Here is a 14,847-nt window from a genome sequence, read left to right as displayed (position 1 = left end):
CCCTCCCGCCGGTGACGCCGATCCGGCGGATCCTCACGGATCTGCCGGTGTCGGCCGACCCGTACGCCGACGCGCGCGCGGCGCTCGAACCACTCCGGGAGCGAATCCTGCCCGGCGCCCGGATCGCGGTGACGGCGGGCAGCCGGGGGATCCACGACCTGGTGCCGGTGGTGAAGGCGGCCGTGGACTGGCTGCGGGACGCCGGCGCCGCGCCGTTCGTCATCCCGGCGATGGGTTCGCACGGCGGCGCGACCGCCGACGGGCAGCGCGAGATGCTCGCCGGTCTCGGGATCACTCCGGAGACCGTGGGCTGCCCCGTCGAAGCGACGATGGAGACGGTCGTCGTCGGCACCCTGGCCGACGGCACCGAGGTGCACCACGACGCGATCGCCGCCAAGGCCGACGGCGTCCTGCTGGTGAACCGGATCAAGCCGCACACGGACTTCCGCGGACCGATCGAGAGCGGGATCGCGAAGATCCTCGCGATCGGGCTCGGCAACCACCTCGGCGCGGCCTCCCTGCACGCCGGCGGCATCCCGTCGCTCGGCGCCAACATCGAGGCCGCGGCCCGGATGGTGATTGCGCAGGGCAAGGTCCTCGGCGGGCTGGCGATCCTGGAGAACGCCCACGAGCAGACCGCCGCGGTCGAGCTGCTGGCCGCCGACGGGATCGCCGAAGCGGCCGAAAATGCCCTGCTGCAAAGGGCCTCGAGCCTGCTGGGCCGGCTGCCGTTCGACGAGCTCGACGTCCTCGTGGTCGACGAGCTCGGCAAGGACAAGTCCGGCGCGGGGATGGACACGAACGTGATCGGCCGCTGCTGGGTGCACGGCATCCCCGAGTTCGAGTCGCCGTCGATCGCCGCGATCAGCGTGCACTCGCTGTCGCCGGCGTCGCACGGCAACGCGTCCGGCCTCGGCCTGGCCGACGTGATCCCGGCCCGGCTGCTGGAGCAGATCGACCTGCGGGCCAGCTACGTGAACGCGCTGACCTCGGGCGCCGGCGGGGCGCGGCGCTCGCGGCTGCCGATGGTGATGGAGGACGACGAGGCCGCCGTCCTCGCGGCCGTGACGATGTGCGGGCGGCGGCACTGGTCCGAGCTCCGGCTGGCCCGGATCAAGGACACCCTGTCGCCGAACGAGCTGATGGTGACACCGGCCCTGCTCACCGAGGCGGCCGAACGATTCGACCTGGAGATCACTGGTACGGCGCGGGACCTGGCGCCGGCCGGACGACTCGGACCTTGGAGCGAGACATGAACCTTCGCGAAGCACGTGCCCTGCTCGCGGACCGCGGCTTCCGGCCGGGGGAGGCGTCCACGAAGACCTTCCCCGACGGGTCGCCGTACAAGGTGGAGATCCCGTCCTGCGAGGGGCCGCGGGTGATGACGGCGGTCCTGGAGGAGGCCAAGGAGCGCGGCGTCACGATCGACCGGGTGTCGCAGGGCAGCGGCGTGATGATGCTGACCGACGGCGAGATCGAGGAGATGCTGTCGCTCGGCGCGGCGTCGGGTGTCGAGGTGTGCCTGTTCCTCGGGCCGCGCGGCGCGTGGGACATCGGCGGTCAGGCGAAAGTGTCGGCCGCGGTCGGCGGTGTTGCGCGAGGCAACGACCAGGTGGCCGCGTCGCTGTGTGACGCGTACCGCGCAGTCGAGCTCGGCGTCCGCAGCCTGCTCGTCGGCGACATCGGCGTGCTGGAGATCCTCGGTCAGCTGAAGATCGAGGGCGAGCTGCCGTCGGACCTGGTGCTGAAGACGTCGGTGCTGATGCCGTTGCCGAACGCCCCGACCGCGCGGTTGTACGAGCGGCTCGGCGCGACCAGCCTGAACGTGTCGACCGACCTGCCGGTGCCGGTGCTCGCGGAGATCCGCTCGGTGACGACGGTGCCGATCGACATGTACATCGAGGTTCCCGACGACCAGGGCGGCCACGTCCGCTTCTACGACGTACCGGATGTCGTCCGGGCCGCGGCGCCGGTGTACCTGAAGATGGGGCTGCGGAACGCGCCGAACATCTACCCGGTCGGCGCGCACCTCGCCGGTACGGCGGAGGCGCTCGGGCGGGAGCGCGTGCGGCGTGCGGAGCTGATCCTGCGGTTGCTCGCGGAGCAAGATGAGGGATGAGTTCGTCGGCCGGCTCCGGTCGGTCCTCGAGGACGTCGTCGACGATCCGGACGTCCTGGACAGTCATCGCAACGATCACGCGACCTTCTGTACGGCGGGGGCGCCGCGGGCGCTCGTCCGGCCTGCCAGCACCGCCGAGGTGCAGGAGGTGCTGCGGGTCGCGTCCGAGTTCCGGGTGCCGGTGGTCACCCAGGGCGCGCGGACCGGGTTGTCCGGCGCCGCGAACGCGATCGACGGCTGCCTGTTGCTGTCGACGTCCCGGATGTCGCGCATCCTCGAGGTGTCCGTCGAGGACCAGGTGGCCGTCGTCCAGCCGGGCGTGGTGAACGCCTCGCTGTCCCGCGCGGTTCTGGACAAGGGCCTGTTCTACCCGCCGGACCCGTCGTCGTGGGAGATGTCGACGATCGGCGGGAACATCGCGACGAACGCCGGTGGGTTGTGCTGTGTGAAGTACGGCGTGACGTCGGACTTCGTGCGCGGCCTGGAAGTCGTCCTGGCGTCGGGCGAGGTCGTGCGCACCGGCCGCCGCGCGGCGAAGGGCGTCGCCGGCTACGACCTGACCCGGCTGATCGTCGGCTCCGAAGGCACGCTGGGGGTGGTGACCGAGGCGACGCTCGCGCTGCAGCCTGCCCCCGAGGCCGCACTGACCGCCGCCGCCACCTTCCTGACGATCGAGGACGGTATCGCCGCCGCAGCCGCTGTCATGGCCTCCGGCCTGCGCCCGTCCTTGCTCGAGTTCCTCGATCAGCCGACGTTGCGCGCGATCCAGGCTTACCGGGACATGGGGCTGCCGGAGAACGTCGGCTCGATGCTCCTCGCGCAGTCCGACCGGGGCAGCCGGGCCGCCGAAGATGTTGCGCGGATCGCCGCCATCTGCACCGAACACGGTGCCGTCGACGTCGCCGAGGCCTCGGACGCCGAGGAGTCCCGGATGCTGCTCGAAGCCCGCCGCCTGGTCAACTCGGCGCTGGAACCGCTCGGCGTCACGTTGATCGACGACGTCTCCGTACCGCGGTCGCAGCTGGTCACCTTGTTGCGCGGGATCGCCGAGATCAGCGCGAAGTACGGCGTACTCATCTGTTGCCCAGGGCATGTAGGTGACGGGAACATGCACCCGACCGTGGTCTTCGACCGCGACGACGCGGCGGCCGAGGCGCGGGCGCTGGAGGCGTTCGGGGCAGTGATGGAGCTGGGCCTGCGGCTCGGCGGCACGATCACCGGCGAACACGGGATCGGCACGCTGAAGGCCCGCTGGCTGGAGACCGAGCTCGGGCCGGTCGGGCTCGAGCTGCATCGGCGGATCAAGGCCGCCTTCGACCCCCTGAACCTGCTCAATCCCGGGAAGGTGCTGCTGTGATCGATCCGTCCGCCGTCCGTCCCTCGGCGCGGCAGCTGGCCTGGCAGCGGCAGGAGCTGACCGCGTTCGTGCACTTCGGGCCGAACACGTTCACCGATCTCGAATGGGGGACAGGTCTCGACGACCCGGCCGCGTTCGAACCGACGGCGCTGGACTGCTCGCAGTGGGTCTCCACGCTGGTCGCCGCCGGGTTCAAGAGCGTGATCCTGACGGCCAAGCACCACGACGGGTTCTGCCTGTGGCCAAGCAAGTACCTGCCGCACACCGTTGCTGCGTCGTACGGTCGGGACGTCGTCGGTGAGCTGTCCATCGCTTGTCAGGCCGCCGGGCTCGGGTTCGGGATCTATCTGTCGCCGGCGGACCTCTATCAGGAGAAGTCGCCCGGCGGGTATTACGGCAACGGGAGCCCGGCCGTCGCGTCGCAGGTCGGGGAGTTCTCGTACCTGGTCGACGACTACAACCGGTTCTACCTGCGGCAGTTGCACGAGCTGCTGACGTCGTACGGGCCGATCGCCGAAGTCTGGCTGGACGGGGCGAACCCGACGAGCAGCGCGCAGACCTATGCGTACGACGCGTGGTTCGACCTGATCCGCCGGCTCGCCCCGGACGCGACGATCGCGATCGGCGGGCCTGATGTGCGGTGGGTCGGCAACGAGGACGGGTTCGCGCGGGAGACCGAGTGGAGCGTCGTACCGTTCCTGAACGGGACGATGGTGGCCGAGCAGACGGCGCCCTCCGTCGCCGGGCCGGACGAGTTGGCCCGGGCCGACGAGCTGCGCTGGTATCCGGCCGAGGTCGACGTGTCGATCCGGCCGGGGTGGTTCTACCACGCGTCCGAGGACGCCGCGGTGAAGTCGGTGCCGGAGCTCCTGGACATCTATCGCAAGTCGGTGGGGCGGAACGCCGTACTGCTGCTGAACATCCCGCCCGACCGTCGCGGCTTGTTCGCCGATCCGGACGTCGCCGCGCTGACGGCCTTCGGTGCGGCGGTGCGCGAGTACTACGGCACACCGGTGAGTCTGCCCGGCCGGGTGAACGTGCTCGATCTGCGGGAAGACATCTCACGGGGGCAGCAGGTCGAATCCTTCGCAGTCGACGCGTTGGTCGACGGCTCATGGCAGGAGATCGCCGACGGCACCACCATCGGCCACCGCCGCCTGCTGGTGGTTCCGCCTCTCGTACCTAGCGACGTACGCGTCCGCATCCTCTCCGCCCGCGCCGCAGCCGAAGCAGACCTGTCCGTCCACTTCGACCCGACGATCGCGTAGTCCCCCGCCTGGAGTCGAACCAGGAACCGAGCCTTCGGAGAACCCGGCGAGATTCCGTCACCAGGGGGCACGCTCGACAGGTAGTGCACCGGCGAGACACTGTACGCGCGGAGCGCTTCACGCTCAGGCGCACTAGGCCATCGCCGGACACTACCTGTCGTGAGTGCTACTCCTGAACGGAGACCACGCGGATCCAGTCGGAGCATTCGGCCTCACACCACACGTGATCCCCACGGTGGGCGATCCGATCGCGCTGCACATGCCCGCAGGCAAGCAGCACACGTCGCATCGAGTGACCCTGCTGCACCGGAGCACCGGTCCTGCCGCCAGGCACTCGCTTCCTGTTCCTGAGGTCGGCCACGGCCGGTCCTCCTCTCTCGTTTGTTGTTGGTCGTACGTGCAGAAGGCAGGATTCGAACCTGCTAGGCCCCAAGGCAACGGGTTTACAGCCCGCCCCGCCCCTCCCACGACGGCGCTCCTGCTCAGGCGACGCGTTGTGTAATGCTGGTCAGACTTGTGTTCGAGTGACTTCCTCGACGAAGGCGGCGGGTCGCTCGATGTGCGGGACATGTCCGGCCCCGTCGATCACTCGTAATGGCCAGCCGAGCCTGCCGGCTGCCTCTGCCGCGAGTGACAGCGGTACGAATCGGTCCTTTGCGCCCCAGAGCAGTGTCGTGGGGACGTCGATCCGGTCCTGGACCTGTTTGGTGCAGGTGGCGACCAGATGGCGCATGGTCCGCCCGACGTGCGGTACTCGTGCGCGGCTCCGCGTGTACGTGCTGAACGCGTGCATCCAGTCCGGGTCGCGGCGTCGTACGGAATCGAGGTCGGCGAACGCGCGGCGTTCGAAGCGCTCCATGTTCGCCTCGGAGGGCCGCACCGCGAATCGGACAGCGGTCACGCGCAGTCCGATCGGCAACCGGTACGGTCCGATCCCGGGTACGCCGTACAGCACCAGCCGATGGAGTTGGTGGCCGTGACGCGCGGCGAACCGTGCCGCCAGCGTCCCCACGAGCGAATGCGCGATCAAGGCCGGCGGCCGATCACAGGTCTGCTCGAGCAGTGCTTGCAGCCAGCCGTCGAACGCCTGTTGATCCAACCGAGCGACTGCCGCGGACTCGCCGAGCCCCGGCACATCAGGCACGACGAGTTGGTAGCGCTCCGCCAGCTGTGGGATCACCGGCGCCCAGTAAGCCCCGCCGCATTCGATACCACCGTGCAGGAGGACGAGCGGCGGTCCGTCCCCGCCCTCGAGAATGACGGTCGCGACGTCGTTGACGTCGATCCGCCGTTCGTCGACAGGCAGGCATTGGAGCAACCGCTCGCGTGCCGTCATGCCCTCAAGCTAGATCTCGGCCCCGTACCTCCGCTTCCGAAGAACTACCCAGGCCGCTGCGGGCCGCACTGCGAACAACCACGTAGCCTGGCAGGGTGGCCGGTCGGTCCCGGCCACCCAGCGGTGAGAGTGAGATTCGAACTCACGGGCCGGCATGCCAGCCGACCGACGGTTTAGCAAACCGCTGCCCCTACCGACAGGCGGATCTCACCAACCCCGTCCGCCGTCTCCCCTGTTGACGGCGGGCGGACATTCCGGCGCCACGCGACGTGCGCCGGCATAGGATTCCGGCATCGTTGTCCAAGGGGGGAACCTTGTCCTTCGTCCGTGATCTGCCATCGGACCCGGCTGCCGACAGTTCGGAAGCACGATCGGCGCTGAGCATTCCGCTCGGTTCTGTCCTCACCATCCAGCGCGGTTACGCAGCCAGGTCGCGTGCACCGGAGGACTCCTGTTCTCCAGACGAACCAGGCGCGATCAGGCTGCTGTGGCTCAAGCACCTCGGTCGCGACGGATCGATCGCAGAACTGGATCGGGACGCCGATGTGTGGCGCACGGATGTGCCCAGCCGCTACCACCTGCAGGCAGGCGATCTGTTGCTCTCTGAGATCGTCACTGGTCGTCCGAAAGCAGTTCGGGTCGAGCAGTCCGATCTGCCTGCGGCAGCCGTCGGCAGCATCCTGGTATTGCGGCCGACGGCCACAGTGTCGACCGAGCATGCGCGCTTGATCCTCGCCCTCTTGCGCTCTGAAGCGGTCGCCGGATTGGCTCGAGGAGGCTTCGGCCGGGCACGAATCGCTCCCAGGGACCTGACGGCCTTGATGCTGCCGACGCCTGACGAAGCGCTCTCGACGGCCCTCGAAGACCTCGACACAGCGAGTCAGCAGATGTCCAAGTGGAGTGCCGATGCGTCGGCCGTCGCCGACCTGATATTCGACACCGACGTGAGCTTGGACAGCGCCCGGAGATCCGTGATCCAGATCGGACAGCTCAGCCGTCTTCGGGCCGAAGCGGCTGCGCAGCTGGATGATCCCAGCTACATCATCCGCACTCGAATGCCGTATCCGGTCGCGTTGCGTTGGCGGGAGCTCGAGGCTCGGTTGAGCACAAGTGACCCAGGGCCGGCGTATGACGCCGTACTTGAAGCAGCCGAGGTGTTGCTCGGTTACAGCGCTTTGATTGCGGCTGCCCTCGCCCACCACGCCGGTATCGAACTGGCCTCTGTAGCAGCTCTTCGGCGCCGATTGGCCGGCGGCCCGGGTGGCCCGGGACTGGGCGAATGGGTAGCAATACTGCAGGAGATCAGCGGGGCGAAGAAGCGACGTGGCCTGGCCTCCGACCATCCGCTGCACGAGTTCGGAGCATTGCTGAGCAAGCAGGAGGTAGACGCAGCCAGGCGACGTTTGTCCGCTAGACGCAACGACAAGGCTCACGGACGGACACTCGATGCAGTCACCTTGCCCTCAGCCCTCGAGGAGGCATACGACGATCTGTCGATCTTGATGGCTGGCTCACTGTTCCTCGCTGACCTGCATCTCATCCACGTGAGCTCAGTGATGTGGGACGACTTCCGGGGGACCGCAGCCGTCAGCTTCCGGCGACTCGTGGGAGATCACCCCGTGGTGCCTACAACCACGATGGAATACCCGAGCAACAAGATCGAGACCGGGAGTCTCTACCTGGCCGACCGCGACCGTCGACTGCATTTGTTGCGGCCCTTCCTCACCTGCGAAGCCTGCGAGACGTGTCGCGCCTGGTCGACCTTCCACGTGGACAAGGTCGGCGGTGAGCTGACGCAGAAGAGTCTCGAACACGGCCACAGTTATCTCTACAAGGCGGACGCAACAGTTCTCCAGGCCGCTGGTCTGCTCTAGCGTCGAGAGGTTCCGGAAACCTTGTGTGTCCGGAACCTCTCTACCGGCGCAGCCGAACAACTCAGCCCTTGACGCAGATGACCTGCTTCAGGTGGGCGACGACTTCGACCAGGTCGGACTGGGCGGCGATGACCGAGTCGATGTCCTTGTAGGCGGCGGGGATCTCGTCGACGACGCCGGCGTCCTTGCGGGACTCGACGCCGGCGGTCTGGGCGACCAGGTCGTCGACGGTGTACCGGCGCTTCGCCTCGTTGCGGCTCATCCGCCGGCCTGCCCCGTGCGAGGCCGAGTAGAACGAGCGCTCCGAGCCGAGCCCACGGACGACGTACGAGCTGGTGCCCATCGACCCCGGGATCAGCCCGAGGTCACCGCGCCCCGCCCGGATCGCGCCCTTGCGGGTGACCAGCAGGTCGAGCCCGTCGAAGTGCTCCTCGGCCACGTAGTTGTGGTGGCACGAGATCGGCTGCTCGAACCGTACGTCGACCTCGAACGACTCCCGCACCGCCTGCATCACCAGCGCGAGCATGACGGCCCGGTTCCGCGCGGCGTACTCCTGCGCCCACGTGAGGTCCCGGCGGTACGCGTCCATCTCCGGCGTGCCGGACAGGAACACCGCCAGGTCGCGGTCCGGGAGATCCGCGTTGTGCGGCAGCTCCCGCGCGATCCGCATGTGCCGCTCCGCGAGCTCCTTGCCGATGTTCCGGCTGCCGGAGTGCAGCATCAGCCACACGCGGTCCTCGTCGTCGAGGCACACCTCGATGAAGTGGTTGCCGCCGCCCAGCGAACCCATCTGCTGCTTGGCCTTCCGCTCCCGGTCCTGCACCCCGTCGTGCAGACTCGTGAACCCGCCCCACAGCCGGTCCCACGGCCGCGGGTCGAGCCCGAGTCGACGTACGCCGACCGGGTCCTCGTGCGCCCGGAAGCCGACCGGCACGGCGGCCTCGATCCGCGACCGGATCGCCGACAGGTCGTCCGGCAGGTCAGCGGCCGTCAGCGAGGTCAGCACACCTTCCATCCCGCACCCGATGTCGACCCCGACCGCCGCCGGCGACACGGCCTGGTACATCGCGATCACCGACCCGACGGTCGCGCCCTTGCCGAGGTGCACATCCGGCATCACCCGGACACCGTGCACCCACGGCAGCGCCGCGATGTTGCGCAGCTGCTGCAGCGCCTTCGCGTCGACGTCGTACTCTTGAGCCCACATCAGCGTGGAGCTCTTCGCCCCACTCAGCTCAACCGGAAGCTCCACGTTCCCCTCCTCGTTCGTGTACATGTGGTGGAAGTGGGACTCGAACCCACACATCCGGTGAAGGATCGACCGTTTTCGAGACGGCTGCCGGTAGGCCAACGCTCGGCTTATTCCACCCGTGTTCCACTTGGACAAGCTGCCAGGGCAGGGCTCGAACCTGCGGGGCCTCGGGTCAGAACCGAGGGTGGGTCACCGTCGCCCACCTGGCATCGCGCTCGTCGGCGGCACCGGTGGGTGTCGCGTCAGAGCGCCAACTCGGCACGGGAAGGGATCCACGGCTGCCACAACAGCGGCATGCCGGCCTCTTCCGGTGTTCGCGAGCCCTTCTTCTCGTTGCACGTCGAGTGCGCGGCGACGGCGTTCAGCCACTCGCCACGTCCGCCTCGTGATCGTGGCACCACGTGGTCCATCGTGGTGGCGCCGAGCCGGCCGCAGTACGCGCACGTGTACTTGTCGCGCTTCAGCACGCCGGCCCGTGTGTACTGCAGTCGGCCGGAGGCGTAGCGCCACTTCATCACGACGTACCGGACGAGCCGCAGCACGCGCGGGAGGGGGAACGGTCCGATGCTGGCGCCGTCGTGCGCTTCTTCGACGACGGCGACCTCGCGGACGAGCATCTTGATGGCGTGCGGGATCGACACGACGTGCAGCTGCTCGTACGAGGCGTTCAGGACGATCACACCGCTCATGTGGTTCCTCCTCCCCTCCAGTGTGCCCGACCCGCGGTCAGCAGGTCGGGGAAAACGGTGTCGGTCAGTGTGCGGCCCCAGGGATTCGAACCCTGAACCTCCTGGTTCTAAGCCAGGCGCCTCTCCCAGTTGGGCCAGAGCCGCGGGGGTACTGCGTTCTGTTGCGTACGGCGACCGTCGTGCGTGGCAACCGTGTCACTCAGGGTGTCCGGCGGGGCTCGAACCCGCTTCCTCCGGGTCCACATCCCGGCGCATCGCCCGCTTCTGCCTCGGACACAGCACGCCCGGCAGGATTCGAACCTGCACCCTCCTGCTTCGTAGGCAGGCGCTCTGTCCGGTTGAGCCACGGGCGTTCGTGGCGCCCTGCGCCGGATGTACTGCGGATTTCCGGCGCAGGGCACGCTTGTGGCGCCCGCTCGGCCGGTAGCAAGCATCCTGCGGGCGCCTGGTCCAGCTGGGAGGACTCGAACCTCCGATCTCCTCAACCCAAATGAGGTGGCCTGGCCGCTGGCCTACAGCTGGTCCTCCCCGGGGCGTCGCGGTCCCCGGGGAAATTGCGATGAATGTCCAGTTGTCAATTGTTCGTGCCGATATCCGTGAATACCGGAAAAGCATCGGTGGAAGGAGTCGAACCCTCGTGACGCGGGTTTGGAATCCGGTCCGCAACCATTGCGCACCGACGTGACCCGTTACCGGGCAAAAGAAAAGAGCCGCCTGCTGCCGGGACCCGGCTCAGACGGCTCGCTTGGAGATCTCCCCAGCGGAAGATCACCCAGGCGGACCGCCCGAACGCGGGCTGAGCTGGTGGTAGAAGGCCTCATCGCCCACAGATCGCAGGCACGCCGACAAAGCCATGCGGCCGGGCCGCCAGGCTTCGTTCGCGATTCGCGTTCCGTACACGATCTGTCTCCTCAGGTTCTGTCGCTTGCGGGAAATAGTCTCACCCAACACTCGCGCTCAAGTCAACGCATTTCCCAGAACAATTGTTCCCCGTCATTCCCGCACCCCTCCGACGCACACTCCCACCACCCAGTTCCGCCGGCCGGCTCCGAAATCGGCAGGCGTTCTCGCCGCACAGGACGGCGCACGCGCCACCCGACAGCGCCCACGGGCCCAGCACACACTGCCCGCCGTACGCCGCGACATGCCCCCACCACACGAGACAGCGAACCCACGAGCCGGGGCGCTTCGGCCGTACGCCGAGAGACAACGCTCGCCGCGGTTATGGGACGGCGTACCCCCGCGCTATGAGGTGGTGTGCCCCGCAGTACGGCACGGTGTGCGCGGTCGTACAGCGCGCTTCCCCCGCACATTGAGAGACGGTGTTCGTCGGCGTGCGGGACGGCATGCTCCCGCCGTACGGGATGTTGTGCGCCACGTCGTACGCAGTGGCGTGCTCCCGCCATCCGCCAACGGCCGGCTCGCCGTACGGCGAGCCGGCCGGCCAAGCCGTCCGTCTGTGGAGTGACCCCGACCACACCCTCGCGCCCCGGCGTACCCTCCCCAAGGATCCGATTCGGAATCCACGCCCTCCTCCCGCTACACTCTTGCCTCGGTACACGCCGCCTTAGCTCAGTCGGCAGAGCGTCTCACTCGTAATGAGAAGGTCGTCGGTTCGATTCCGACAGGCGGCTCCACCAGAAGTACGCGCTGACCTGCGCAAACCCGGTTCGACACGGGACCGGGTAGTCCGGCTGGTTGCAGTTCGAGTTGCAGTTCGGTCATTCTCACGGCGTACCACCCCACAGAGCGCGGCCCATCTGCTGGGTGGCGTCAGCCGCCATCGGTGACGCAACGTGTGTGTACCGCTGCGTCAGGCGGATGTCCGAGTGACCGAGGATCTCCTGCACGATCCGGACGTGTACGCCGAGCTCAATGAGGATCGTGGCGGCAGTGTGTCGTCCGTCGTGGACCCGAGCGTCCCGGACGCCGGCCACAGCGAGCAGAGCTTTCCAGTCGTCCCAGTCTTTGCGCGGGTCGATCGGTCGTCCGTCCGGCCGACAGAACACGAGGTCGTGATCCTCCCACTCGGAACCAGCCGCGAGCCGCTCAGCGTTCTGCGCGACCCGGTGCAACCGGAGCAGCGGCACTAGCTCGGGAGGCAGCGGAACAGTCCGCTTGCTCTTGCCCTTCGGTGGCCGGAACACCAGACCGCCGCCGCGCCGATCCGGGCACGTGCTGGCGTGACGCTTGCAACCGTCCGGGCACAGCCGCTCAGCATCCTTGCCGACGCACCGGTGGCGACGACCTGAGGTCCGTGCAGCCTTCGGACAGTCCTTCGGGCAGGGACGCCGGTGCTTGCCCTCACAGCAGGCGACAGGGTCAGCGCAGCCGTGTTGCCACTTGTCGCGCTTCAACTGCCACCAGACGCGAACCTGTCCTGCATCGAGGTCGACGTACTCCCAACGTAGACCGATCCCCTCGCCCTGTCGGAGTCCCATAGCAAGACCGACAGCCCACCGGGTGCCATTCCGCCGTTTGGCCGCTGCGGCCAGAATGCGCCGCGCCTCTTCCTGCGTCAGCGGTTTGATTTCGCCGTCCCCGGCACTGGGTGCGTCGATGAGCTTGGCGACGTTCCGGCCCACCTTGTCGCGCCTGTGTGCGACCTCCAGGGCCCGACTCAGGACGCGGTGAACCTTCAGTACTGTCGACTCCTGACGACCGGCCAACGCCATGGCGGTGTACAACTCGTCCAGATGATCGGGGTACAGGCGATCGAGACGATGCTTGCCGAGGTACGGCGTGATCCACACCCGGTTGAGCGACAGGTAGTCGTCCAGGGTGCCCGGTGTCATCTTGCCGGTGGCGACCAGTCGCGGACAGATCGTCTCAAGGTAGGTCATCATCCATTCGGCGACAGTTGGCTTCCGACCGGGCTTACTGGTCTTGCCCGCGTCGCGCTCCTGCTCCAGCTTCCGCACCTTGCGGGTGACCTCGGTTTCGGTCGCTCCGGTGCGGTGTCGCCGATCTGGTGATCCGTCCGACTTGACGCCCATGGTCACCCAGCCGTGCCACTTGCCGTCAGTCTTGCTTTCGTAGATGGAACTTCGAAGGTTCGGCTTCCGCGTACTCACTGGGCTTCATCCCTTTCCACATCGAACGCCGACGACGTCATGCCGCCGAGGTCTCCAACTTCCTTGCGTACTCCCGGATCGCGTCCACGGATACGCGGCGAGAACGGCCGATCAGCACGGATTGAACTGATCCGTCCGCAATGAGCTTGAACATCTGCGTACGCCCCACGCTCAACGCCTTCGCAGCCTGCTCAACCGTCATCAGAATCTGAAGTTCAGGCATCTGGTCACCTCCTCTCGTTGACGCTTACGTGTCAGTCGTTGTCTTCGGCAAGCAATTCCTTCACGAGCAGCCGGTGTTCGCGAGCTTTGGCAGCGGCAGTGTTGGCCAGGAGCGCGTCACCGGTGGTCTTCCAGCCGGTTCCGGCGTAGGTGAAATTGCCAACGATGAGGGTTGTCTCTACGTCCTCGGTGTGGTCTTGGGTTCGGTGGTGATCGCGTCGCCAGTTCGCCCGTGCCTCGCGGAGAGCCTTGAGGGTGGTGGAGTACTGGCGGGACTTGGTGGAGAAGTGACCGCCGAAGCCGAGCATGTGTGCCCAGCGCTGGAGCCGCCGGTAGGACAATCGTCCGGAGTTCTTGGCAGCTTCGGCCTCGTCCAGGTCGGAACCGGATCGTCCGAGTCGCCAGCAGGCGTCTACCAATCGGCCGGCATGGCTGTACTGGTTGGCATACCGGTTGACCGTCGCGGCGGTGAGGCGCGCGGAGGAATGGCCAGTGGCTTCAGCGCCCTTGGTGGCGTACTTGGCCAGGTACCCAGCAACAGCAGTGTCGGTGATCGCGCCGTCAACGGCTTGCCGGACCGCTCGTACGTCGAGTTGGGTTCCCCAGGCGATGATCCAGCCCTCGGGGTTGTCGGGGTGCGGCAGCGATCGGAACCGGGTCGTCTCAGCGGCACGACGTACCGCTTCAGCGAGCATGGTGAAGGTGGCGGCGCACGCGGGCGGCTCGAGGGCGGAGGGGTCCAGCGGGTTGACTCCGTCGAGGCGCATGAGGGCGTGGAAGTGGGCGACGCCGCGTGCCTGGAGTTCGGCGACCTTGCCGTAGGAGAGCTTGACCGATGCGCCGTGCTTCTTGGCTTCGGTGCGGAGGATGTCTTTGGCGCGTTCCATGGTGCGTCGCCACAGTTCGCCGGAGAGGGCATTCCAGACGACCTGGTGGTCGTGGTCGTAGCAGTCCAGGCACAGCGGGGTGCCGAGGATCTTTTCGCCGTCGCGATGGGTCTGGTTGCAGCGCAGGTCCACGCCGTGGGGGCACAGGTCGGGTTCGCGGCGGGGTCGGCAGGGTCGGTTCCTGATCTGTCCGTCGCGGGTGCGGATCGAGCGGGTGCCGTGGACGGGGCCGAACGTGGGGGCGGTGAAGGTGACGAACGCGGACGGGTGTTGGGCGACGGTGGAGGGGATGCCCTTGCCGCCCGTGAGGCCCGCCAGGACGAGTTGGTAGGTGTCGCCTCGGTAGGTTGCTGCGCAGGAGGGGCACACGGCTGCGCGGCGATTCCCGCAGGCTTTGTAGATGACCTGTCCGGGCATGTCGTCGGTGTGCCGGGTGGAGATGATGCGGCCGGTGCGTTCGGACACGACGTGGGATTCACCGCGTAGCCGGATCGGGGCGACGCAGCCGCCTGCGGAGGTGGTGTGTTCGAGCCAGGCGGTGTAGTCCGCGGTTTGCGCGGCGCGCTGGACTGCGTGTTCGACGGCGTTGGTTGGGGTGTTGCTGTTGTCAGCGCCGGGCACGAACTTCCGGTTCGACTTCGGTTCGTGCACGGAAACGACTTCTACGCCGCCAAGGAGCCCGGCTAGTACATCGATCGCTGTGGCGGTGTCGTCGGGTGCGGCGTTCTGCGTGTGCGTCATTGTGGGCCTCCTCTCGGGCGTTGAGTCG

Annotated in this window: 11 protein-coding genes and 9 tRNA genes; 6 read left to right on the top strand and 14 right to left on the bottom strand. The window is 67.7% G+C overall.

Annotated elements, in window-relative coordinates; genetic code table 11:
* The first annotated feature begins 11 nt into the window (after positions 1–11).
* From AB0L64_RS36385 to AB0L64_RS36370, 4 genes are read left to right on the top strand one after another with little or no spacing between them, the layout of a single operon-like run.
* Positions 12–1,256: a DUF2088 domain-containing protein gene (locus AB0L64_RS36385; protein WP_363717531.1), complete on the top strand. Its 1,245-nt coding sequence runs from the start codon at positions 12–14 to the stop codon at positions 1,254–1,256.
* Entirely contained in the window at positions 1,253–2,119 is an 867-nt protein-coding gene (locus tag AB0L64_RS36380; RefSeq protein WP_363717530.1) for a U32 family peptidase, read from the top strand. Before AB0L64_RS36385 ends, AB0L64_RS36380 begins: the two co-directional genes overlap by 4 nt.
* Positions 2,109–3,476 carry an FAD-linked oxidase C-terminal domain-containing protein gene (locus AB0L64_RS36375; RefSeq protein WP_363717529.1) on the top strand — a complete coding sequence of 456 codons (1,368 nt, stop codon included), beginning with the start codon at positions 2,109–2,111 and terminating at the stop codon, positions 3,474–3,476. Before AB0L64_RS36380 ends, AB0L64_RS36375 begins: the two co-directional genes overlap by 11 nt.
* A complete protein-coding gene (locus AB0L64_RS36370) occupies positions 3,473–4,744 on the top strand; it encodes an alpha-L-fucosidase (protein WP_363717528.1) in 1,272 nt (423 codons plus the stop codon). Before AB0L64_RS36375 ends, AB0L64_RS36370 begins: the two co-directional genes overlap by 4 nt.
* Before the next feature lie 398 nt (positions 4,745–5,142).
* Here the strand turns inward: AB0L64_RS36370 and AB0L64_RS36365 are convergent.
* From AB0L64_RS36365 to AB0L64_RS36355, 3 genes are all read right to left on the bottom strand, one after another.
* Positions 5,143–5,226: transfer RNA gene (locus AB0L64_RS36365), tRNA-Tyr, on the bottom strand.
* Between the two features lie 26 nt (positions 5,227–5,252).
* The gene (locus AB0L64_RS36360; protein ID WP_363717527.1) at positions 5,253–6,080 is read right to left on the bottom strand and encodes an alpha/beta hydrolase; all 828 of its coding nucleotides are present in this window, start codon (positions 6,078–6,080) and stop codon (positions 5,253–5,255) included.
* Between the two features lie 121 nt (positions 6,081–6,201).
* Positions 6,202–6,292 (bottom strand) — tRNA-Ser (locus AB0L64_RS36355).
* 102 nt (positions 6,293–6,394) lie between these two features.
* Between AB0L64_RS36355 and AB0L64_RS36350 the strand changes: the two genes are divergently transcribed.
* Positions 6,395–7,954 carry a hypothetical protein gene (locus tag AB0L64_RS36350; protein ID WP_363717526.1) on the top strand — a complete coding sequence of 520 codons (1,560 nt, stop codon included), beginning with the start codon at positions 6,395–6,397 and terminating at the stop codon, positions 7,952–7,954.
* Positions 7,955–8,015: 61 nt separating this feature from the next.
* On the opposite strand, the gene AB0L64_RS36345 is transcribed toward AB0L64_RS36350, so the two are convergent.
* The 8 genes from AB0L64_RS36345 to AB0L64_RS36310 all read right to left on the bottom strand — a co-directional run bounded on the left by AB0L64_RS36345 (position 8,016) and on the right by AB0L64_RS36310 (position 10,417).
* The gene (locus tag AB0L64_RS36345; RefSeq protein WP_363717711.1) at positions 8,016–9,161 is read right to left on the bottom strand and encodes an RtcB family protein; all 1,146 of its coding nucleotides are present in this window, start codon (positions 9,159–9,161) and stop codon (positions 8,016–8,018) included.
* A gap of 70 nt (positions 9,162–9,231) precedes the next feature.
* Positions 9,232–9,323, bottom strand: a tRNA-Ser gene (locus tag AB0L64_RS36340).
* Between the two features lie 19 nt (positions 9,324–9,342).
* A tRNA-Gln gene (locus tag AB0L64_RS36335) sits at positions 9,343–9,415 on the bottom strand.
* A 33-nt stretch (positions 9,416–9,448) separates the two neighbouring features.
* Positions 9,449–9,895 (bottom strand): HNH endonuclease, encoded by a 447-nt coding sequence (locus AB0L64_RS36330; protein WP_359931479.1) that lies wholly within the window; start codon positions 9,893–9,895, stop codon positions 9,449–9,451.
* Positions 9,896–9,965: 70 nt separating this feature from the next.
* A tRNA-Leu gene (locus AB0L64_RS36325) sits at positions 9,966–10,039 on the bottom strand.
* 59 nt (positions 10,040–10,098) lie between these two features.
* Positions 10,099–10,172 (bottom strand) — tRNA-His (locus AB0L64_RS36320).
* A 2-nt stretch (positions 10,173–10,174) separates the two neighbouring features.
* Positions 10,175–10,248, bottom strand: a tRNA-Arg gene (locus AB0L64_RS36315).
* A gap of 93 nt (positions 10,249–10,341) precedes the next feature.
* Positions 10,342–10,417 (bottom strand) — tRNA-Pro (locus AB0L64_RS36310).
* Positions 10,418–11,456: 1,039 nt separating this feature from the next.
* On the opposite strand from AB0L64_RS36310, the gene AB0L64_RS36305 reads away from it, so the two are divergent.
* Positions 11,457–11,532, top strand: a tRNA-Thr gene (locus tag AB0L64_RS36305).
* 90 nt (positions 11,533–11,622) lie between these two features.
* Here the strand turns inward: AB0L64_RS36305 and AB0L64_RS36300 are convergent.
* From AB0L64_RS36300 to AB0L64_RS36290, 3 genes are read right to left on the bottom strand one after another with little or no spacing between them, the layout of a single operon-like run.
* Positions 11,623–12,969 carry a tyrosine-type recombinase/integrase gene (locus AB0L64_RS36300; RefSeq protein WP_363717525.1) on the bottom strand — a complete coding sequence of 449 codons (1,347 nt, stop codon included), beginning with the start codon at positions 12,967–12,969 and terminating at the stop codon, positions 11,623–11,625.
* Between the two features lie 37 nt (positions 12,970–13,006).
* Complete coding sequence (locus AB0L64_RS36295) at positions 13,007–13,192, bottom strand: excisionase family DNA-binding protein (RefSeq protein ID WP_363717524.1); 186 nt, start codon at positions 13,190–13,192, stop codon at positions 13,007–13,009.
* A 31-nt stretch (positions 13,193–13,223) separates the two neighbouring features.
* A complete protein-coding gene (locus AB0L64_RS36290; RefSeq protein WP_363717523.1) occupies positions 13,224–14,819 on the bottom strand; it encodes a replication initiator in 1,596 nt (531 codons plus the stop codon).
* Between the last annotated feature and the right edge of the window lie 28 nt (positions 14,820–14,847).

The organism is Kribbella sp. NPDC051936 (assembly GCF_040680955.1).
Taxonomy (GTDB): Bacteria; Actinomycetota; Actinomycetes; order Propionibacteriales; family Kribbellaceae; genus Kribbella.
Note: the sequence above shows the minus strand (reverse complement) of the source record. Positions and strands in the feature narration are given on the sequence as shown.